A 19,229-nucleotide genomic window follows, 5' to 3' on the forward strand; every position below is an offset into this window, starting at 1 on the left:
CCCCATCGTGCACCCCGCCACCGACAACGCCTCTCCCGATTGACGGGCGCCGTCAATCGGGGCGACGGCGGTGCGGCAAAAGCGCAGGCTGGGGCGCATGAGCATCGTCCAGCAGCACTTCCTCGACACCTGCCGGGCCCGGCGGCACGGAGAGCCCGCGCCGCCCGCGCCCGGCACCCACGACGTGCGCGTGGCGCGCGCGGTGCGCGACCACCGGAGGTTCCGCGCGGTTCTCGCAGGGCGCCCGGCGCGCGGACGGCTCCTGGCCGCCGTGCTGCGCCGGTCGCGCCCGTCGAGCCCGTCGAGCCCGTCCTAGGCGGCGGGGAGCGGTCGGGACGAGGCGAGGTGCCGGGCGCGCGAGGGCGCGCGCGAGTCCCGGCCCCTGGCCTGTGACCGGATCCCCTAGCGGGACGCGGACGGCAGCCGGGCAGCGAAGTCCGCGACCGCCGCCCGCACCTCCTCCGGCGTCCACGCCAGACCGGCCTCGGAGACCGTCACCTCGGTCATGGACAGCCCCGGGCCCTTCGGCTCCCAGAAGCCGGGCAGGAGATACGTGCCGGTCTCCTCGGCCTGCCGTACCGCCGCCTCCCTCAGCACGTCGGCCTCGTAGGGCAGCCAGAGCTGGAACTGGTGGGTGTGCGGCTCCTCGGGGTGCACGCGCGTCCAGGCGAGCCCCGCCTCGGCGAAGCCCTCGCGCAGGGCCGCGGCGACCACGCGCGCGTGCCGGACGTACTCCGGCAGGCGGGGCAGTTCGCGCTCCAGGCCGACCAGTGCCGCGAGCACCGTCGGGAACTGCTGGAAGATCATGCCGCCGTAGCGGTGACGCCAGGTCTTCGCCTCCTCGACCAGCGACTTCGGGCCGGCCAGCGCGGCACCGCCGATGCCCCCGAGGGACTTGTAGAACGACACGTAGACGCTGTCCGCGAGGTCCGCGATCTCGTGCAGGGGCCGTCCGAAGCGGTCCGTGCACTCCCACAGGCGGGCGCCGTCGAAGTGCACCACCGCGTCGCGCTCCCGGGCGGCGGCCACGACCTCCGTGAGCTCCTCCCAGGTGGGCAGCACGTACCCGGCGTCGCGGAGGGGCAGCTCCAGCATCAGTGCCCCGAAGGGCTCCTCGAAGTCGCGTATCTCCTGGGCGGTGGGGAGCCGGGGCTCGCTCGTGACACGGACCGGGCGCAGGCCGGCCACCTCGCGGAACGCGCTGCGCTCGTGGACCTCCGGATGGGCGAGGGCGTGCAGGGCCACCGTCCGGTCGCCGGTCCTGGCCGCCCAGCAGCGCAGCGCCACCTGCTGGGCCATCGTGCCGGTCGGGAAGAACGCGGCGGCCTCCGTGCCCAGCAGGGACGCGACGCGTTCCTCCAGGGCCGCGACGACTCCGTTGCCGTAGACGTCGGCCGGTTCGTCCAGGTCGTACACGTCGGGGGCCGCGTCGAGCAGCGCGAGCCGTTCGCGCAGGGTGGCACGCGGGCCCTCGCGCGCGAGGACGCGGTCCGCCTTCCGGTAGGCGGCCGCGCGCCGCTCCCGCATCCGCTGCTCCGCCGACCGGGATCCGTCCGGCTGCTCGTCCTGGGGCGTCGTCGCCGTATCGCTCATGCCGTGGATGATGCCGTGCGGCCGGGACGCACGGCACCGGCATTTTCCGCACCGGCCCGCACCGAGCTACCGCGGGCCGTCGTGTGACCCGTCACCCACAGCCTGTGGACAGCCAACTGGGCCCGAACCCGATAGCGTTAACATGACGAGAAATCGTCCGGTACCCAGAGCGGACTGGAACGGGAAGGCCACCGTCGCGTGAGTACAGTCCAACAGCCAGACCTCAGTGACCGCCCCGCGCGGCTCACCGTCGGCGTCGTCGGCGCCGGCCGGGTGGGACCCGCCCTCGCGGCCTCCCTGCAGCTCGCCGGGCACCGCCCGGTGGCCGTCTCCGGGGTCTCCGACGCCTCCCGGCGGCGCGCCGAGGCCATGTTGCCCGACGTCCCGCTGACGACCCCCGCCGACGTCCTCCAGCGCGCCGACCTGGTGCTCCTGACCGTTCCCGACGACGCCCTGCCCGGCCTGGTCGCCGGCCTCGCCGAGACCGGCGCGGTACGGCCGGGCCAACTGCTCGTGCACACCTCCGGCCGGTACGGCACCCGGGTCCTGGACCCGGCCCTGCGCGCGGGCGCGCTGCCGCTGGCCCTGCACCCGGCGATGACCTTCACCGGGACGCCGGTGGACGTGCAGCGGCTCGCGGGCTGCTCGTTCGGCGTGACCGCGCCCGAGGAACTGCGGCTGGCCGCCGAGGCGCTCGTCATCGAGATGGGCGGCGAGCCGGAGTGGATCCTGGAGGAGAACCGACCGCTCTACCACGCGGCCCTCGCCCTCGGCGCCAATCACCTGGTCACCCTGGTCGCCCAGGCCATGGAGCTGCTGCGCACGGCCGGTGTCGAGGCCCCGGACCGGATGCTCGGCCCGCTGCTCGGCGCCGCCCTGGACAACGCCCTGCGCTCCGGAGACGCGGCGCTGACCGGCCCGGTCGCGCGCGGGGACGCGGGCACCGTCGCCGCACACGTCACCGAGCTGCGCCGGCACGCCCCGCAGGCGGTCGACGGCTATCTCGCGATGGCCCGCGCCACCGCCGACCGGGCGCTCGCCCAGGGCCTGCTGAAGCCGGAACTCGCCGAGGACCTCCTCGGCGTCCTGGCCGGCGGCGCGAACGGCACCCACGGCACCGAGGGGAACACCCGATGAGCACCGCACTGCTGCGCACCGCCGCCGAACTGCACGCGCGCGTGCGGCACGGCCGCCGCGCCGTCGTGATGACCATGGGCGCCCTGCACGAGGGCCACGCCACGCTGATCCGCGGCGCCCGCGAGATCGCGGGCCCCGACGGCGAGGTCGTCGTCACGGTCTTCGTGAATCCGCTGCAGTTCGGGGCCGGCGAGGACCTCGACCGGTACCCGCGCACCCTGGAAGCCGACCTGAAGATCGCCGAGCAGGCGGGCGCGGACGCCGTGTTCGCGCCGTCGGCCGAGGAGGTCTACCCGGGCGGGCAGCCCCAGGTGCGGGTCACCGCGGGTCCGATGGGCACCCTCCTGGAGGGCGCCTCGCGGCCCGGACACTTCGACGGCGTCCTGACCGTCGTCGCCAAGCTGCTCCACCTCACCCGCCCCGACGCGGCCCTGTTCGGGCAGAAGGACGCCCAGCAGCTGGCCGTCATCCGGCGCATGGTGCGGGACCTGAACTTCGGCATCGAGATCGTCGGCGTACCGACGGTCCGCGAGACCGACGGACTCGCGCTCTCCAGCCGCAACCGCTACCTGTCGACCGACGAGCGGCGCACGGCGCTCACGCTGTCGCGCGCGCTGTTCGCCGGGCGCGACCGGCACGCCGCGCAGGAGGCGCTGCGGGCGCGGGCGCGCGAGGTGCCGTCCACGCGGGCGCGTGCCGAGGCGCTCAGCGCCATAGGGGAGTCCCGCGCGGCCGCCGACGCGCACGCCGTCGCCAAGGCCGTGCCGAACGCCGCCGCGGCCGTCCGCGCCGCCGCACGGGCCGTCCTGGACGAGGGCGTGCACTTCGACCCGCCGCTCAAGCTCGACTACCTCGCGCTGGTCGACCCCTGCGACTTCACCGAGATCGACGACGACTTCACCGGAGAGGCCGTCCTCGCGGTCGCCGCCCGGGTCGGCACGACCCGGCTGATCGACAACATCCCGCTCACCTTCGCCGCTCCCGGAGCCGCCTCGTGACCAGCACAGGCATACGACTGCACGCACCCGCCCCCGGATGGTCCATCGACGCGGACGTGGTGGTCGTCGGATCCGGCGTCGCCGGCCTGACCGCCGCCCTGCGCTGCGAGGCCGCCGGACTGACCACCGTCGTCGTCACCAAGGCGCACCTGGACGACGGCTCCACCCGCTGGGCCCAGGGCGGCATCGCGGCCGCCCTCGGCGACGGCGACACCCCCGAACAGCACCTGGACGACACCCTGGTCGCGGGCGCGGGCATGTGCGACGAGGGAGCCGTACGGATCCTCGTCACCGAGGGCCCCGACGCGGTACGGCGGCTGATCTCGACCGGCGCGCACTTCGACACCGACGCGGACGGCGGCATCGAGCTGACGCGCGAGGGCGGCCACCACCGGCGCCGGATCGCGCACGCGGGCGGGGACGCCACCGGAGCGGAGATCTCCCGCGCGCTGGTGGAGGCCGCCCTCGCGCGAGGCGTCCGGATGATCGAGAACGCGCTGGTCCTGGACCTGCTGACCGACGCCGAGGGCCGCACGGCGGGCGTGACCCTGCACGTGATGGGCGAGGGCCAGCACGACGGCGTGGGCGCCGTGCACGCCCCCGCGGTCGTGCTGGCCACCGGCGGCATGGGCCAGGTCTTCTCCGCGACCACCAACCCGTCGGTCTCCACCGGGGACGGCGTGGCGCTCGCGCTGCGGGCCGGCGCGGAGGTCTCCGACCTCGAATTCGTCCAGTTCCACCCGACCGTGCTGTTCCTCGGCGCCGACGCGGAGGGCCAGCAGCCGCTGGTCTCCGAGGCGGTGCGCGGGGAGGGCGCGCACCTGGTCGACGCGGACGGCGTGCGCTTCATGGTGGGGCAGCACGAGCTGGCCGAGCTGGCGCCGCGGGACATCGTCGCCAAGGGCATCATGCGGCGCATGCAGGAGCAGGACGCCGAGCACATGTTCCTGGACGCCCGGCACTTCGGCGCCGCGATGTGGGAGCACCGCTTCCCCACGATCCTGGCCGCCTGCCGGGCGCACGGCATCGACCCGGTCACCGAGCCCATCCCGATCGCGCCGGCCGCGCACTACGCCTCCGGCGGCGTGCGCACCGACGCGCGCGGGCGCACCACGGTGCCCGGGCTCTACGCGTGCGGCGAGGTCGCCTGCACCGGCGTGCACGGCGCGAACCGGCTCGCCTCCAACTCCCTCCTCGAAGGCCTGGTCTACGCCGAGCGCATCGCCGCCGACATCACCGCCCGGCACGCGGAGGACAGCCTGCACGCGCGCGTGCCCGTCCCGGTCCCGCACCCCTCCAGGCCCGCGCACCCGCTGCAGGCCGCCGAGGCGCGGTTCGCGATCCAGCGGATCATGACCGACGGCGCCGGCGTGCTGCGCTCCGACGAGTCCCTGACCAGGGCCGCCGAGCAGCTCCAGCGCCTGCACCGCGACGCCCGCGACGCCCTGGACGAGAATGGCAAGACCGCCGAGCCCGGCGTCGACACCTGGGAGGCCACCAACCTCCTGTGCGTCGCGCGGGTGCTCGTCGAGGCGGCCCTGCGCCGCCAGGAGACCCGCGGCTGCCACTGGCGCCTGGACCACGCCGACCGCGACGACACCGCGTGGCGCCGCCACATCGTCGTACGGCTGAATCCGGACCGCTCGCTGGCCGTGGACACCACCGACACCGCAGACTTCCCCCCGACCCGGCCGCACCAGCCATCCCAGGAGCAGTGACAGACGTGAGCACCAACGACCTTCCCCTCGCCGACGGCGGTGGCTGCGGCGACGGCTGCGCGTGTGGCGCAGAGGGCGACGAGGAGTACCTGGAGTGCGGGCTGGACCCCGCGCTCGCCGACCTGCTCGCCGCCGCCGGACTCGACCCCGTCGAGGTCGAGGACATCGCCAACGTGGCCATCCAGGAGGACCTGGACGGCGGTGTGGACGTGACGACCGTCGCCACCATCCCCGAGGAGGCCGTGGCGACCGGCGACTTCGTCGCGCGCGAGGCGGGCGTCGTCGCCGGCCTGCGGGTCGCCGAGGCCGTGGTCTCCGTGGTCTGCACCGACGAGTTCGAGGTCGAGCGGCACGTCGAGGACGGCGACCGGGTCGAGGCCGGGCAGCCGCTGCTGTCCGTCACCACCCGCACCCGCGACCTGCTCACCGCCGAGCGCAGCGCCCTGAACGTGCTGTGCCGCCTGTCCGGCATCGCGACCGCCACGCGCGCGTGGGCGGACGCGCTGGAGGACACCGGGACGCACGTGCGCGACACCCGCAAGACCACCCCGGGCCTGCGCTCCCTGGAGAAGTTCGCGGTGCGCTGCGGCGGCGGCGTCAACCACCGGATGTCGCTCTCCGACGCGGCCCTGGTCAAGGACAACCACGTGGTTGCCGCCGGCGGCGTCGGACCGGCCTTCAAGGCCGTCCGCGAGGCGTTCCCGGAGCTGGCGATCGAGGTCGAGGTCGACACGCTCCACCAGCTCCGTGAGGTCGTCGACGCGGGCGCCGACCTGATCCTGCTGGACAACTTCACGCCGGGGGAGTGCGAGGAGGCCGTCGCGATCGTCGGCGGACGCGCGCTCCTGGAGGCGTCCGGACGGCTCACCCTGGACAACGCCCGGGCGTACGCCGACACCGGCGTGGACTTCCTCTCCGTCGGTGGCCTGACCCACTCCTCGCCGATCCTGGACATCGGCCTGGATCTGCGCGCGGCGGAGTGACCTCATGCTCCTCACGATCGACGTCGGCAACACGCACACCGTCCTCGGCCTCTTCGACGGCGAGGACATCGTCGAGCACTGGCGCATCTCCACGGACGCGCGCCGTACCGCCGACGAGCTGGCGGTGCTGCTCCAGGGCCTGATGGGCATGCACCCGCTGCTCGGCGACGAGCTGGGCGACGGCATCGACGGCATCGCCATCTGCGCGACCGTGCCGTCCGTGCTGCACGAGCTGCGCGAGGTCACCCGGCGCTACTACGGCGACGTGCCGGCGGTGCTGGTGGAGCCGGGGGTGAAGACCGGGGTGCCGATCCTCACCGACAACCCCAAGGAGGTCGGCGCGGACCGGATCATCAACGCGGTCGCCGCCGTCGAGCTGTACGGCGGGCCGGCGATCGTCGTCGACTTCGGTACGGCCACCACCTTCGACGCGGTCTCCGCGCGCGGGGAGTACGTCGGCGGCGTGATCGCACCCGGTATCGAGATCTCCGTGGAGGCGCTCGGCGTCAAGGGCGCCCAGCTGCGGAAGATCGAGGTGGCCCGGCCGCGCAGCGTGATCGGCAAGAACACCGTGGAGGCCATGCAGGCGGGCATCGTGTACGGCTTCGCCGGCCAGGTCGACGGAGTGGTCGGCCGGATGGCGCGGGAGCTGGCGGACGACCCGGACGACGTGACGGTGATCGCCACGGGCGGCCTGGCGCCGATGGTGCTCGGCGAGTCCTCGGTGATCGACGAGCACGAGCCGTGGCTGACGCTGGTGGGACTGCGGCTGGTGTACGAGCGGAACGTGTCGCGGATGTGAGGCGGCGGGGGGTGCGCGCGGCGCGCGGCGGCCAGGCGAGTGGCCCTGCTGCGCCACACCACGCCCCCTATGTCGAGTTTGTCTGATTTACGCGTATCTTCGGTCCATGCCCACGCCCTACGGATCCCGCGGCGGCATGGCGTTCGGTGCGGAGGAGCTGCGTGTGCTCCGCCGTGCCCTCGCCCTCGCCCTTCACTCCGGTCCCGCCTCCGCCGACGACATCAAGGACTGTCATCGGCTCGCCGAGTCCTTCGACGAGGCGCTGCGTGAGGGGGCCCGGCTGCGGGCCTTCCTGATGGCCGACCTGGTCCGCTACCGAGCGGCGCTGCCCGGGACCGTCGCCGGATATCTCACCCTCCTGGAGGAGGCGCTGGCGGCCGGCCACCGGCCCACGCCGGACGACCTCGCCGCACTGCGGGCACTGCGCGGGAACCCCGGCGCCGCCGCCCTGCTGGAGCGCTGCCAGGACCTCGCGGAGCGTGACGTACGGGCCCGGCTCGCGCAGGGAGCCCGCAAGGTGCCCGCGCCGGCCGTTCCGGCGTGCAGGACGCGCCTGACGGCCCTGCCGGGCGGCGTGGCCGAGGAGCCGGAGAAGAAGCCGAAGGAGCGCCCCGCCGAGCGGCCCGCACCGCAGCCCGCCACCCCCGGGCCCGCGGCGCCGAAGCGTCCTATCCCGACCCCGGGCGAGGTCTTCCCCCGCCGCCGGCCCACCCCGCCCTCCCAGCAGCTCGCCGCCGGCTGACCCGGACGGACGCGCGGGGCGGGCGCCGGTGGGGCGGCGGGAGGAACGGCAGCTCGCGCGGCGCGCGGCGCGCCCGGCCCACCCCGCACCTTTCGCCCGGTCCGCGCTGGCTACCCTGGACGCATGGACTACGTCTCCGCGCTCCTGCCCCCGGTCGTCATGGCCGTCTTCTTCGCCGGCCTGGTCCGGGTGATCGTGAAGACGCAGGGCGGCGCCGCCAAGGCCAAGGAGGACGCCGCCGTGGACGCCGCCCTCGCCCGCGCGGCGCGCGGGGAGAGCGCCCCGACCATCCCCGCTCCGGGCCGCGAGGTCTGACCGCACACCGCACCTTCCCCGGCGTACGACGCGCCGCGCGGCCACGGCCGCGCCCCGCGCCGTACGCCCTTTTTGCTCGGCTTTGTCGCCGAAAGTGCACGTCCGGCACGCCATTGGCCGGATCTCCCACTATTGTTCTGAGCTGTGCCTCGCCCATTGGGAGAACTCGAAGACGCGGTCATGACGCGGGTGTGGAAGTGGAACCGCCCGGTGACCGTTCGAGAAGTCCTGGAAGACCTCCAGCAGGAACGGTCCATCGCCTACACCACGGTGATGACCGTTTTGGACAATCTCCATCAGAAGGGCTGGGTGCGGCGGGAGGCCGAAGGCCGCGCCTATCGATATGAGGCCGTCTCCACACGGGCCGCCTACGCCGCCGCCCTCATGAACGACGCGTGGTCCCAGAGCGACAACCCGGCCGCCGCTCTCGTCGCCTTCTTCGGGATGATGAGCGAGGAACAGCGCCAGTCCCTGCGGGACGCCGTACGGATCGTGCAGGGCCCCGATAGGCCGGAACCGCAGGAAGAACGCGAAGGCCGGGAAGCCCCGCAGGGGGAGAACCCCGGCTCCATGGCGGACCACGGCGGGCGATAGCGTCCGCTCATGTCAGCGATGCGCCCCGAAGTCACCGCAAAAGCCATCACCGTCAGGCGGGCCCGCACCGCCGATGTCCCGGCGGTGCGCCGACTCCTTGACGCGTACGTCCGCGGCCGCATCCTCCTCGACAAAGCCACGGTGATGCTTTACGAGGACATCCAGGAGTTCTGGGTCGCGGAACGCGACGACAACGCCGAGGTGGTCGGCTGCGGCGCGCTGCACGTCATGTGGGAAGACCTCGCCGAAGTGCGCACTCTCGCGGTCAAGCCGGGCCTCAAGGGTGCCGGCGTCGGTCATCAGTTGCTGGAGAAGTTGCTGGAGACCGCGCGTTGGCTCGGCGTTCGCCGGGTTTTCTGTCTGACCTTCGAAGTCGAGTTCTTCGGCAAGCACGGCTTCGTGGAGATCGGCGAGACGCCCGTGGACACCGATGTCTACGCGGAGCTGTTGCGCTCCTATGACGAGGGCGTCGCGGAGTTCCTCGGACTCGAACGAGTGAAACCGAACACCTTGGGCAACAGCCGGATGCTTCTGCATCTGTGATCGCCCGGAGGGATCGCGGCGGACAAGAGGCTTCGGGGCCGAGTTGGACGGGAGATCGGCCTCTATTCCGGATGCATCGCCGTGCCCCGGTTCCCTATGTCCGAAACGCGCATGTTTCCGGGTGGGAGCGGGCCCCTCGGTCTCCCCGAGGGGTTTGTGTTTTTCCCGCAAAAGCGGTTTGCTTTCCGACGTAGTGCAGTACTGCATATAACAGGGGGCGGCGAAACGGCGGGCGCCGCACACCCCCCGGCCCTGAAGTTATCGATGAAAGGAAATCCGGTGGCACAGAAGGTTCAGGTCCTTCTTGTCGACGACCTCGACGGCGGCGAGGCGGACGAGACCGTGACGTTCGCGCTGGACGGCAAGACGTACGAGATCGATCTCACGACTGCCAATGCGGACAAGCTGCGCGGCCTTCTCGACCCCTATGTCAAGGGCGGTCGTCGTACCGGTGGCCGTGCGTCGGGCGGACGTGGAAAGGCCCGTGCGGCGGCCGGCGGCAGCCAGGACACCGCGCAGATCCGCGCGTGGGCCAAGGAGAACGGCTACGAGGTCAACGACCGCGGCCGTGTCCCGGCGACGATCCGCCAGGCCTACGAGGACGCCAACGCCTGATCGTCGGCAGGTCCGTGACTCGCGCGCGACAACCGGACCCGGTGGCACTCGGTGGCCATCGTGTCCACCAGCCGTACGAGATCGGGGGCGCGTCCCGCGTCCCCCACGGCCGACCTCGCCGACAGCGTCGGCATGCTCGGCAGCGAGGCCTCGACCTCGCACCCCGGCCCGGGGGGCCGCAGCCACACGGCGGCCCCCTGCACGGCTTCCCGCAGACCGGCGCGGCCCTCGGCGTCCACGGGCTCCGGGCGGATCCCGGCGCGGACCGGCTCGGGCCGCAGCGGAGCGGTCATCCGGCCGTGCGCCCCCAGCGCCCGCAGATCCAGGTCGAGCGCTCCCCACTCCAGCCATTCCAGCAGTCCCGGCAGCTCCTGAGCGCTGCCCGCGGCCACCAGCAGCCGCATCCGGTCGCCCCGGAGCGCGACGGGAGAACCCGGCACCAGATGCCTGAGCGCCTTCGCGCCCGCTGCCGCCGGCACGTCGAGCACGTCGAAACGCACGCCCGTGACCAGCCGCAACGGCTCTCCGGGCGCCCCGGGCACGGTCGCCCAGCCCAGATCGTTCTCGTACCAGTGCCGGAGCCGGGCCGCGGGCCCGTCCGGCCCGGCGGTGCCGTCGGCACCGCAACCGAGCGGACGACGGGGGTGAGGGACCGTGGAAACGGCCAGGGGAACCGTGCCAGCCATGCCCGGCGCAACCGCCGCGAAGCGGTCCGAGTTACGCTGTGTGCGCCCACGGATGCGCAGAGTTCCGGAATTCAGGGGCCGCGGGGGTCCGGAGGGACGCAAGGTTGTTCGCCCGTAGCGGAGGGACCAGGGGCATACGGCATGGACTGTCGGTCCGGGCGGGTAAGACATCCCTAGTGGGAGGGGGGCGACACGCTGGCAAGGCCGCCTCGCGTTCGCCATCGGCGTACTGGCGGAAGGGGTAACTGCCTGGCCTGCGGGAACATCGTCTCGCACCATCGGGTTGGAGCATATGTCGGCGTTCGGGGTCAGGAGGCCATCGACGGTGTCGGCAGTTGGAATGAGCGGTCCCCGCTTGCGGGACTAAGCTGCGGAAGGACAGAGAGGGGAAGTTCCCCCCACTGCCTGACCGCTCTGAGGAGCGATTAACGATGTTCGAGAGGTTCACCGACCGCGCGCGGCGGGTTGTCGTCCTGGCTCAGGAAGAAGCCCGGATGCTCAACCACAACTACATCGGCACCGAGCACATCCTCCTGGGCCTGATCCACGAGGGTGAGGGTGTCGCCGCCAAGGCCCTTGAGAGCCTCGGGATTTCGCTCGAGGCGGTCCGCCAGCAGGTGGAGGAGATCATCGGCCAGGGCCAGCAGGCCCCGTCCGGGCACATCCCCTTCACTCCCCGTGCCAAGAAGGTCCTGGAGCTGTCGCTCCGCGAGGCCCTTCAGCTGGGCCACAACTACATCGGCACGGAGCACATCCTGCTCGGCCTGATCCGTGAGGGCGAGGGCGTCGCCGCCCAGGTCCTGGTCAAGCTGGGCGCAGATCTCAACCGGGTGCGGCAGCAGGTCATCCAGCTGCTCTCCGGTTACCAGGGCAAGGAGACCGCCACCGCCGGCGGCCCTGCCGAGGGCACCCCCTCGACGTCCCTGGTCCTCGACCAGTTCGGCCGGAACCTCACCCAGGCCGCTCGTGAGTCCAAGCTCGACCCGGTCATCGGGCGCGAGAAGGAGATCGAGCGGGTCATGCAGGTGCTGTCCCGCCGTACCAAGAACAACCCGGTCCTGATCGGTGAGCCCGGCGTCGGCAAGACCGCCGTCGTCGAGGGCCTCGCGCAGGCCATCGTCAAGGGCGAGGTGCCCGAGACCCTCAAGGACAAGCACCTCTACACCCTGGACCTCGGCGCCCTGGTCGCCGGCTCCCGCTACCGCGGTGACTTCGAGGAGCGCCTGAAGAAGGTGCTCAAGGAGATCCGCACCCGCGGCGACATCATCCTGTTCATCGACGAGCTGCACACGCTGGTCGGTGCGGGTGCCGCCGAGGGCGCCATCGACGCCGCTTCGATCCTGAAGCCGATGCTGGCCCGCGGTGAGCTGCAGACCATCGGTGCCACCACCCTGGACGAGTACCGCAAGCACCTGGAGAAGGACGCGGCCCTGGAGCGCCGTTTCCAGCCCATCCAGGTCGCCGAGCCGTCGCTGCCGCACACGATCGAGATCCTCAAGGGTCTGCGTGACCGGTACGAGGCCCACCACCGGGTCTCCATCACGGACGAGGCGCTGGTCCAGGCCGCCACCCTGGCCGACCGCTACATCTCGGACCGCTTCCTGCCGGACAAGGCGATCGACCTGATCGACGAGGCCGGCTCCCGGATGCGCATCCGCCGGATGACCGCTCCGCCGGACCTGCGCGAGTTCGACGAGAAGATCGCCGCCGTCCGCCGGGACAAGGAGTCCGCGATCGACTCGCAGGACTTCGAGAAGGCCGCCTCCCTCCGCGACAAGGAGAAGCAGCTCCTGGCCGCCAAGGCCAAGCGGGAGAAGGAGTGGAAGGCCGGCGACATGGACGTCGTCGCCGAGGTCGACGGCGAGCTGATCGCCGAGGTGCTGGCCACCGCCACGGGCATCCCGGTCTTCAAGCTCACCGAGGAGGAGTCCTCGCGTCTGCTGCGCATGGAGGACGAGCTCCACAAGCGGGTCATCGGCCAGGTCGACGCCGTCAAGGCGCTGTCGAAGGCGATCCGCCGTACGCGTGCCGGTCTGAAGGACCCGAAGCGCCCCGGTGGCTCGTTCATCTTCGCCGGCCCGTCCGGTGTCGGTAAGACCGAGCTGTCCAAGGCCCTCGCCGAGTTCCTCTTCGGTGACGAGGACGCGCTGATCTCCCTCGACATGTCGGAGTTCAGCGAGAAGCACACGGTGTCGCGTCTCTTCGGTTCGCCCCCCGGTTACGTGGGCTACGAGGAGGGCGGCCAGCTGACCGAGAAGGTCCGCCGCAAGCCGTTCTCCGTCGTCCTCTTCGACGAGGTGGAGAAGGCCCACCCGGACATCTTCAACAGCCTGCTGCAGATCCTGGAGGACGGTCGCCTGACCGACTCCCAGGGCCGGGTCGTGGACTTCAAGAACACGGTCATCATCATGACGACCAACCTCGGCACCCGGGACATCTCCAAGGGCTTCAACCTGGGCTTCGCGGCCTCGGGTGACACGAAGACCAACTACGAGCGCATGAAGAACAAGGTCCAGGACGAGCTCAAGCAGCACTTCCGGCCCGAGTTCCTCAACCGCGTCGACGACGTGGTCGTCTTCCCGCAGCTGACGCAGGAGGACATCCTGCGGATCGTCGACCTGATGGTCGGCAAGGTGGACGAGCGCCTGAAGGACCGGGACATGGGCATCGAGCTCTCCCAGTCCGCCAAGGAGCTGCTGTCCAAGAAGGGCTACGACCCGGTGCTGGGCGCGCGTCCGCTGCGCCGCACGATCCAGCGCGAGATCGAGGACACCCTCTCGGAGAAGATCCTCTTCGGCGAGCTGCGTCCCGGTCACATCGTGGTCGTCGACACGGAGGGCGAGGGCGAGACCAAGACCTTCACCTTCCGCGGTGAGGAGAAGTCGGCGCTGCCCGACGTCCCGCCGATCGAGCAGGCGGCCGGCGGAGCCGGTCCGAACCTGAGCAAGGAGGCGTAACCCTCGGGGGTTCGCCGCACGAGAGGGGCCGGTGCTTTCCGAAGCACCGGCCCCTCTCGCATGCGTACCCGCCGGGCGGCGGCTAGGAGAGCTGGCCGTCGTAGTCGGGCAGCTTGTACGTCTTCTCCGCGTGGCCGCCGGAGAGGTCGGTGGCGCTGTTGCCGATGTTCGCGATGATCGTGTAGCCGTTGTTCTCGATGTCGACGCGCTGGGCGGTCTTGTAGGCGGCGACGTCCTTGAAGAGGTCGAAGAGGCCGCGGACGTACAGGCCGGAGACGTCGTAGCCGTCGTGTTCGAGGTTGTACTCGGTCGGCAGGTAGATGATGCCGGGACGGGCCGTGACGAAGAACAGGGCGACGCCGTGCTCCTGGGCGTAGCGGGCGACGTTCAGGACCGGCTTGTTGGCCGGCTGCGGGAAGCTGAAGCCGAAGTCGGTCTCCAGGGTGGTGTTGTCGATGTCGAAGACGATCGCCTGCCGCTCGCCCGGCGTGGCCGCGGCGATGCGCTGCTTCAGGTAGGGCAGGGCCTGGTCCATCACGGACTGGCAGTCCCGCTGCCAGGTGGCGTAGTCGACCGCGGTGGAGCCGCTCGCCGTCGCCGCCTGGGCCGGTGCGGCCATCCCGGCGAGCGCGGCCACGGAGACGGCGGTGACGGACATGCGGCGGGTCCAGGTGCCTGTGGTCATCGGTGGGGGTGTCCTCTCACGTCCACGTCTGTGTCAGGGGCATGATGAACGGAGGAGGTGGCGAGAAGGAAGCCCTCGGGTTACTTGCGGGTAGGAGGTGCGAGGTGCGGGTCACATCCAGGTGCCCGCGAGGGGCCGTCGCCGGTGACATAGCGCACGGGCGAAATGCCCGTTACTAGCCGGGATAGTGGGCCTCGAAGTCGTTGCAAAAGGGATTTTCTGCCCCATGTCACCCCGCTGCAGGCGAGCGTGGGGACCGGGTTGCGCAACCGGAACCCCTCTGTCAAGAAAGGGTCAAGTCTGTCCCCGGGTACTAGGTGATGTCGTAGATGGTGACGTTTGAGTGCGGCGCGGCTTTCGGGTTACCAAGAGATGCCCCGTTCGGCGGCTCCCGGTGTCAGCCGGTGCCGGAAGGGGCTCCCTGTTGCCTACTCCACGAGGTTCCGATGTCCCTGCGCGCCGCTCTCCGTGCCCCCCGTACGTCCTCCCTCCGTAAGCGGGCCGCCGTTCTGGCAGCCGGCGCAGGAGTCGCGGCCGTGGTGGGCTCGGGTGTCGCGTCGGCCGCCACCCCGAGTGCCGCCGCCTGGATCGACCCGGTGCGGAAGTACACCCTCTCCGCGAGCTTCGACCAGGCCGGCGGCATGTGGGCCGCCAAGCACAGCGGCCAGGACTTCGCGGTGCCGATCGGCACCCAGGTCGTCGCCGCGCACGGCGGCACCGTCGTCAAGGCCGGCGGCAACGGCGCCGGTGACGGTCCCGCGTACGGCAACGCCGTCGTCATCAAGCACGCCAACGGCCAGTACTCGCAGTACGCCCACCTGTCCCGTGTCGACGTCCGGGTCGGGCAGGTCGTCAGGACCGGCCAGCACATCGCGCTCTCCGGCAACACCGGCAACTCCACCGGGCCGCACCTGCACTTCGAGATCCGTACGACCCCGAACTACGGCTCCGCGATCAACCCGGTCGTCTTCCTGCGCGCCAAGGGCGTGACCGTCTGAGCGGCGTGACCGTCTAGACGGCGGGGCCGGAGCCCTGGTGGGCCTGGGTCACCAGGTCCAGGGCGACCTCCAGCACGGCATCCTGCTTCTTCTCGGGGTCGCCCTCCAGGTCCTGCATGACGAACATGCCCGCGTGCAGCGTGAACATCGCGCTGATGCAGCGGACCTGGTCGGTCAGGGGCGCGTCCGGGTCGACGAAGATGCCCCGCAGGTCGCGCATCCGGTCCTTGAAGGTGTCGCCGATCCGCAGTTCGCGGACGGTCGCCTGGTTCTCCTGCATGAAGCGGAACAGCGGTCCGGCCTCGGCGAGCGCCCGGCTGTAGCGCCGTACGATCTCCAGCTTGATCTCCAGGGTGTGCGGCTGGCCCTCGCCCCACTCGATCAGGTCCTGGATCGGCCGGGTCAGATCCTCGAAGACGCTGACCAGGATCTCTTCCTTGGTCTTGAAGTGGTAGTACAGGGCCGCCTTGGTGACGTCGAGTCGCTCGGCGATCTCCCGCAGGGAGGTCTTCTCGTACCCCTGCTCGGCGAAGAGTTCCAGCGCCACGTCCTGGATGCGCTGACGGGTGTTGCCCCGCCGCTGCTGCTTGGTGCCGTCCATGGTGACGCCCATCCTCTTACTCCTCGCACTCCCGCGAAAACTCGCCCTGTCGGCCGCCGGTGCCCGGTCCGGTTAACTTACTTGACGACCGGCTAGTGACAGGTCTACCTTTCACAGTGTACTGAACTAGCCGGGCGGCAAGTAAGTAGCTGCCGCCAGGGGGAGTGGGAGAGATGGCGGACATCCAGGCGGCCGGGACCGGCCAGGAGTCACCGGGGGCACCGGTCGCGGCGGATGCGCCGGCGAAACAGCCCAAGAGCGTGCGGGTCGTGATCCTCGCGCTGATGGTCGCGATGATGCTCGCGATGCTCGACAACATGATCGTGGGTACGGCGATGCCGACGATCGTGGGAGACCTCGGCGGCCTCGAACACCTCTCGTGGGTCGTCACCGCGTACACCCTCGCCACCGCCGCGGCCACCCCGATCTGGGGCAAGCTCGGCGACATGTACGGGCGCAAGGGCGCCTTCCTGACCTCCATAGTCATCTTCCTGATCGGCTCCGCGCTCAGCGGCATGGCCCAGAACATGGGCGAGCTGATCGGGTTCCGGGCCGTTCAGGGGCTCGGGGCCGGTGGCCTCATGGTCGGCGTCATGGCGATCATCGGCGACCTCGTGCCGCCCCGTGAGCGCGGCAAGTACCAGGGCATGATGGCCGGCGTCATGGCGCTCGCGATGATCGGCGGCCCGCTGGTCGGCGGCACCATCACCGACAACTGGGGCTGGCGCTGGGCCTTCTACATCAACCTGCCGCTCGGCGTGGTGGCGCTGGCCGCCGTCACCGCCGTCCTGCACCTGCCGAAGAAGCGCAGCAAGGCGCGCATCGACTACCTCGGCGCCGGCCTGCTGACCCTCGGCATCACCTCGATCGTGCTGGTCACCACCTGGGGCGGCTCCGAGTACGCCTGGACGTCCGCGCGGATCATGGAACTGATCGCCATCGGCGTCGTCGCGCTCATCGGGTTCGTCTTCTGGCAGACCCGTGCCGCTGAGCCCGTACTGCCGCTGCACATCTTCCGCAGCCTGAACTTCACCCTGATGTCGATCATCGGCTTCATCGTGGGCTTCGTGATGTTCGGCGCCACGCTCTTCCTGCCGCTGTACCAGCAGGCCGTGCAGGGTGCCTCCGCGACCAACTCCGGTCTGCTGCTGCTTCCGATGCTCGGCGCGATGCTGGTGACCTCGCTGGTCGCCGGCCGGGTCACCACCAACACCGGCCGCTACAAGATCTTCCCCCTCGTGGGCGGTGTGCTGCTGGCCATCGGGCTGTACCTGCTCTCCACGATGGACACCGACACCACCCGGTTCATCTCGGGCGTGTACATGGCCGTCGTCGGCCTCGGCATGGGCTGCCTGATGCAGATCACCATGCTGGTCGCGCAGAACAGCGTGGAGATGAAGGACATGGGCGTCGCGTCCTCGTCCACCACCCTGTTCCGTACCCTCGGCTCCTCCTTCGGCGTCGCCATCATGGGTGCGATCTTCAACGACCGGGTCAAGGACGAGATGGCCGCACGGGCCGGCGGACTGGGCTCGAAGGTCACCGAGCAGTCGGCCTCGCTGGACGCGGCGAGCCTGGCGAAGCTGCCGGCCGCGGTGCGCGAGGCCTACCAGCACGCGGTGTCGGCCGGTACGCACTCGGCGTTCCTGCTCGGTGCGGTGATCGCGGTGGCGGTCGTGGCGGCGGCGGTCTTCGTCAAGGAGGTGCCGCTGCGCGGCGGCCCCCAGAAGGCGGGCTCCGACGAGGCGGCACCGCTGCCGGTCGTCGAAGCGGTCTGAGCGACGCGAACGGCGTCCCTGCGACGCGTACGGGTGGCCCCGGGGACGGACGTCCCCGGGGCCACCCGGCTTCTGTCCGTGCCGCGGCGGGAGCCGGCGGGTCAGCGGGCCGACTGGGCGGGGCCCGGCAGCATCGGGTAGCTGCCGGTGGCCGTCGGGGCGTGCTCGGGCAGCCAGAGCACGGCCACCGCGCCCTCCGCCGCGACGTGCTCGGGCGCGCCGGCCGGACGGATGTTGCGGAACGTCAGCCGGGCGCCCAGGACACGCGCCTGCCCGGCCGCGATGGTCAGACCCAGGCCGTGTCCCTGGCCCGCGCGGTCCTCGCTGCCGGTGCGGAAGCGGCTCGGGCCCTCCGCGAGGAGCTTCTCGGGGAAGCCGGGGCCGTGGTCGCGGACCCGGATGACCCGGCCCTCGACGGTCACCTCGATGGGCGGCTTGCCGTGCCGGGCCGCGTTGGCGAGCAGGTTGAACAGCACCCGCTCCAGACGGCGCGGATCGGTGGTGACCTCCGACTCGTGCACCACCCGCACCTCGATCGCCGGGTCCTTCGCGGCCACCCGGCGGGCGACGAACTCGCCCAGCATGATGTCCTGCAGCTCGGCGCGCTCGGAGGCGCTGTCGAGCCGGGCCACCTCCAGGACGTCCTCGACCAGGGTGCGCATGGCCTTGGCCCGGTCCAGGACCAGCTCGGTCGGACGGCCGGGCGGCAGCAGCTCGGCGGCCGTGAGCAGGCCGGTCACCGGCGTGCGCAGTTCGTGGGCGATGTCGGCGGTGACCCGCCGCTCGGCCTCAAGACGCTGCTGCAACGCGTCCGCCATGGCGTCCACCGCACGGGCCAGGTCGTCGGTCTCGTCGCGTACGACGCCGCCGATCGCCTCCCGTACCCGTACGTCCGGCTCGCCCTGGGCGACCTGGTTGGCCGCGGAGGCCGCCTTGCGCAGCCGCCGCGAGAGCTGCCCGCCGATCAGCACGCCGAGCGCGCTGCCGCCCAGGACGACCGCGATGGAGCCGATGACCAGGGCCTGGTCGAGGTCCTTGAGCACGTCGCTGCTCCGGTTCGGGAAGGTGCCGTGCAGGGACAGCACCCGCCCGTCCTTGGCCTGCACCGCCGCCCAGATGTCCGGCGCGCCGCCGCCCGGGTCGATGACGTCGGTCGCCCGGCGGCCCGCGTCGACCCGCTCGCGCAGCGCCGGCGGCAGCTCGGGGTCGTTGACCTTCACGTCCGGGAAGTTCGCCCGCCCGTACAGCTCGTAGTTGCGCTGGGCGATCTGCAGTCGTTCGTTGGCCAGGTCGCGCGCGTTGTCCAGCATCGAGACCCGGGCCGCGTTGTGCACCACCAGGCTCAGCGCGATCGCGACGAGCGCGCCGACCAGCGCGATCGCCGCGCTCAGCTTCCAGCGCAGCCCGGTGCGCAGCCCCGGTCCGCGGTGCCGGACGGACCGCTGGACGGTTCTCCTGATGGATCTGATGAGCCCCCGCATGAC

19 protein-coding genes are annotated in these 19,229 nt (G+C 71.5%); 14 read left to right on the forward strand and 5 right to left on the reverse strand.

Features of this window, described 5'->3' with window-relative positions; all coding sequences use genetic code 11:
• Window positions 1-97 precede the first annotated feature (97 nt).
• Window positions 98-316: a hypothetical protein gene (locus ACIQOE_RS26965; protein WP_401414169.1), complete on the forward strand. Its 219-nt coding sequence runs from the start codon at window positions 98-100 to the stop codon at window positions 314-316.
• Window positions 317-402: 86 nt separating this feature from the next.
• On the opposite strand, the gene ACIQOE_RS26970 is transcribed toward ACIQOE_RS26965, so the two are convergent.
• Complete coding sequence (locus ACIQOE_RS26970) at window positions 403-1,593, reverse strand: aminotransferase class I/II-fold pyridoxal phosphate-dependent enzyme (RefSeq protein ID WP_365564445.1); 1,191 nt, start codon at window positions 1,591-1,593, stop codon at window positions 403-405.
• A 198-nt stretch (window positions 1,594-1,791) separates the two neighbouring features.
• Between ACIQOE_RS26970 and ACIQOE_RS26975 the strand changes: the two genes are divergently transcribed.
• The 10 genes from ACIQOE_RS26975 (at window position 1,792) to ACIQOE_RS27020 (ending at window position 10,040) form a co-directional block, all read left to right on the forward strand.
• Window positions 1,792-2,730, forward strand: coding sequence for a DUF2520 domain-containing protein (locus ACIQOE_RS26975; RefSeq protein WP_362642988.1), 939 nt, complete (start codon window positions 1,792-1,794; stop codon window positions 2,728-2,730).
• Entirely contained in the window at window positions 2,727-3,728 is a 1,002-nt protein-coding gene (gene panC / locus ACIQOE_RS26980; RefSeq protein ID WP_365564447.1) for a pantoate--beta-alanine ligase, read from the forward strand. Before ACIQOE_RS26975 ends, panC begins: the two co-directional genes overlap by 4 nt.
• Window positions 3,725-5,446 (forward strand): L-aspartate oxidase, encoded by a 1,722-nt coding sequence (locus tag ACIQOE_RS26985; RefSeq protein ID WP_401414172.1) that lies wholly within the window; start codon window positions 3,725-3,727, stop codon window positions 5,444-5,446. Before panC ends, ACIQOE_RS26985 begins: the two co-directional genes overlap by 4 nt.
• 5 nt (window positions 5,447-5,451) lie before the next feature.
• Entirely contained in the window at window positions 5,452-6,429 is a 978-nt protein-coding gene (nadC, locus tag ACIQOE_RS26990) for a carboxylating nicotinate-nucleotide diphosphorylase (RefSeq protein WP_351317750.1), read from the forward strand.
• 4 nt (window positions 6,430-6,433) lie between these two features.
• Entirely contained in the window at window positions 6,434-7,231 is a 798-nt protein-coding gene (locus ACIQOE_RS26995; protein ID WP_189263137.1) for a type III pantothenate kinase, read from the forward strand.
• A 136-nt stretch (window positions 7,232-7,367) separates the two neighbouring features.
• On the forward strand, window positions 7,368-7,973 hold the full coding sequence (locus ACIQOE_RS27000; protein ID WP_401414236.1) for a hypothetical protein: 606 nt from the start codon (window positions 7,368-7,370) through the stop codon (window positions 7,971-7,973).
• 123 nt (window positions 7,974-8,096) lie between these two features.
• Window positions 8,097-8,288, forward strand: a complete 192-nt coding sequence (locus ACIQOE_RS27005; RefSeq protein WP_401414177.1) for a hypothetical protein — start codon at window positions 8,097-8,099, stop codon at window positions 8,286-8,288.
• 180 nt (window positions 8,289-8,468) lie between these two features.
• A complete protein-coding gene (locus tag ACIQOE_RS27010; RefSeq protein WP_399011453.1) occupies window positions 8,469-8,882 on the forward strand; it encodes a BlaI/MecI/CopY family transcriptional regulator in 414 nt (137 codons plus the stop codon).
• A 9-nt stretch (window positions 8,883-8,891) separates the two neighbouring features.
• The gene (locus tag ACIQOE_RS27015) at window positions 8,892-9,425 is read left to right on the forward strand and encodes an amino-acid N-acetyltransferase (RefSeq protein WP_351317757.1); all 534 of its coding nucleotides are present in this window, start codon (window positions 8,892-8,894) and stop codon (window positions 9,423-9,425) included.
• A 279-nt stretch (window positions 9,426-9,704) separates the two neighbouring features.
• Window positions 9,705-10,040, forward strand: coding sequence for an Lsr2 family protein (locus ACIQOE_RS27020; protein WP_351317758.1), 336 nt, complete (start codon window positions 9,705-9,707; stop codon window positions 10,038-10,040).
• On the opposite strand, the gene ACIQOE_RS27025 is transcribed toward ACIQOE_RS27020, so the two are convergent.
• Window positions 10,019-10,726 (reverse strand): SCO3374 family protein, encoded by a 708-nt coding sequence (locus tag ACIQOE_RS27025; protein WP_401414180.1) that lies wholly within the window; start codon window positions 10,724-10,726, stop codon window positions 10,019-10,021. The genes ACIQOE_RS27020 and ACIQOE_RS27025 overlap by 22 nt on opposite strands.
• Before the next feature lie 431 nt (window positions 10,727-11,157).
• On the opposite strand from ACIQOE_RS27025, the gene ACIQOE_RS27030 reads away from it, so the two are divergent.
• Window positions 11,158-13,683 (forward strand): ATP-dependent Clp protease ATP-binding subunit, encoded by a 2,526-nt coding sequence (locus tag ACIQOE_RS27030; RefSeq protein WP_351317762.1) that lies wholly within the window; start codon window positions 11,158-11,160, stop codon window positions 13,681-13,683.
• Window positions 13,684-13,765: 82 nt separating this feature from the next.
• Here ACIQOE_RS27030 and ACIQOE_RS27035 read toward each other — a convergent pair whose 3' ends face one another.
• Complete coding sequence (locus ACIQOE_RS27035; RefSeq protein WP_365565564.1) at window positions 13,766-14,368, reverse strand: HAD family acid phosphatase; 603 nt, start codon at window positions 14,366-14,368, stop codon at window positions 13,766-13,768.
• A gap of 446 nt (window positions 14,369-14,814) precedes the next feature.
• On the opposite strand from ACIQOE_RS27035, the gene ACIQOE_RS27040 reads away from it, so the two are divergent.
• Window positions 14,815-15,366, forward strand: a complete 552-nt coding sequence (locus tag ACIQOE_RS27040) for a M23 family metallopeptidase (protein WP_351317766.1) — start codon at window positions 14,815-14,817, stop codon at window positions 15,364-15,366.
• Between the two features lie 13 nt (window positions 15,367-15,379).
• On the opposite strand, the gene ACIQOE_RS27045 is transcribed toward ACIQOE_RS27040, so the two are convergent.
• Window positions 15,380-15,979, reverse strand: a complete 600-nt coding sequence (locus tag ACIQOE_RS27045; protein ID WP_351317768.1) for a TetR/AcrR family transcriptional regulator — start codon at window positions 15,977-15,979, stop codon at window positions 15,380-15,382.
• A 161-nt stretch (window positions 15,980-16,140) separates the two neighbouring features.
• Here ACIQOE_RS27045 and ACIQOE_RS27050 point away from each other — a divergent pair, with 161 nt between their 5' ends.
• Entirely contained in the window at window positions 16,141-17,745 is a 1,605-nt protein-coding gene (locus tag ACIQOE_RS27050; protein ID WP_365565561.1) for an MDR family MFS transporter, read from the forward strand.
• Between the two features lie 101 nt (window positions 17,746-17,846).
• Here the strand turns inward: ACIQOE_RS27050 and cseC are convergent, their stop codons facing one another.
• On the reverse strand, window positions 17,847-19,226 hold the full coding sequence (cseC, locus tag ACIQOE_RS27055) for a two-component system sensor histidine kinase CseC (RefSeq protein ID WP_365565558.1): 1,380 nt from the start codon (window positions 19,224-19,226) through the stop codon (window positions 17,847-17,849).
• Window positions 19,227-19,229: the final 3 nt, after the last annotated feature.

This window comes from Streptomyces sp. NPDC091282 (genome assembly GCF_044757385.1).
Lineage (GTDB): Bacteria > Actinomycetota > Actinomycetes > Streptomycetales > Streptomycetaceae > Streptomyces > Streptomyces gramineus.

Coding starts and splice junctions, on each gene's coding strand:
- ACIQOE_RS26965 (WP_401414169.1), top strand. CDS start 98: ATGAGCATCGTCCAGCAGCACTTCCTCGACACCTGCCGGGCCCGGCGG.
- ACIQOE_RS26970 (WP_365564445.1), bottom strand. CDS start 1,593: ATGAGCGATACGGCGACGACGCCCCAGGACGAGCAGCCGGACGGATCC.
- panC (WP_365564447.1), top strand. CDS start 2,727: ATGAGCACCGCACTGCTGCGCACCGCCGCCGAACTGCACGCGCGCGTG.
- ACIQOE_RS26995 (WP_189263137.1), top strand. CDS start 6,434: ATGCTCCTCACGATCGACGTCGGCAACACGCACACCGTCCTCGGCCTC.
- ACIQOE_RS27000 (WP_401414236.1), top strand. CDS start 7,368: ATGGCGTTCGGTGCGGAGGAGCTGCGTGTGCTCCGCCGTGCCCTCGCC.
- ACIQOE_RS27005 (WP_401414177.1), top strand. CDS start 8,097: ATGGACTACGTCTCCGCGCTCCTGCCCCCGGTCGTCATGGCCGTCTTC.
- ACIQOE_RS27010 (WP_399011453.1), top strand. CDS start 8,469: ATGACGCGGGTGTGGAAGTGGAACCGCCCGGTGACCGTTCGAGAAGTC.
- ACIQOE_RS27015 (WP_351317757.1), top strand. CDS start 8,892: ATGTCAGCGATGCGCCCCGAAGTCACCGCAAAAGCCATCACCGTCAGG.
- ACIQOE_RS27025 (WP_401414180.1), bottom strand. CDS start 10,726: ATGGCTGGCACGGTTCCCCTGGCCGTTTCCACGGTCCCTCACCCCCGT.
- ACIQOE_RS27030 (WP_351317762.1), top strand. CDS start 11,158: ATGTTCGAGAGGTTCACCGACCGCGCGCGGCGGGTTGTCGTCCTGGCT.
- ACIQOE_RS27035 (WP_365565564.1), bottom strand. CDS start 14,368: ATGACCACAGGCACCTGGACCCGCCGCATGTCCGTCACCGCCGTCTCC.
- ACIQOE_RS27040 (WP_351317766.1), top strand. CDS start 14,815: ATGTCCCTGCGCGCCGCTCTCCGTGCCCCCCGTACGTCCTCCCTCCGT.
- ACIQOE_RS27045 (WP_351317768.1), bottom strand. CDS start 15,979: ATGGGCGTCACCATGGACGGCACCAAGCAGCAGCGGCGGGGCAACACC.
- ACIQOE_RS27050 (WP_365565561.1), top strand. CDS start 16,141: ATGGCGGACATCCAGGCGGCCGGGACCGGCCAGGAGTCACCGGGGGCA.
- cseC (WP_365565558.1), bottom strand. CDS start 19,226: ATGCGGGGGCTCATCAGATCCATCAGGAGAACCGTCCAGCGGTCCGTC.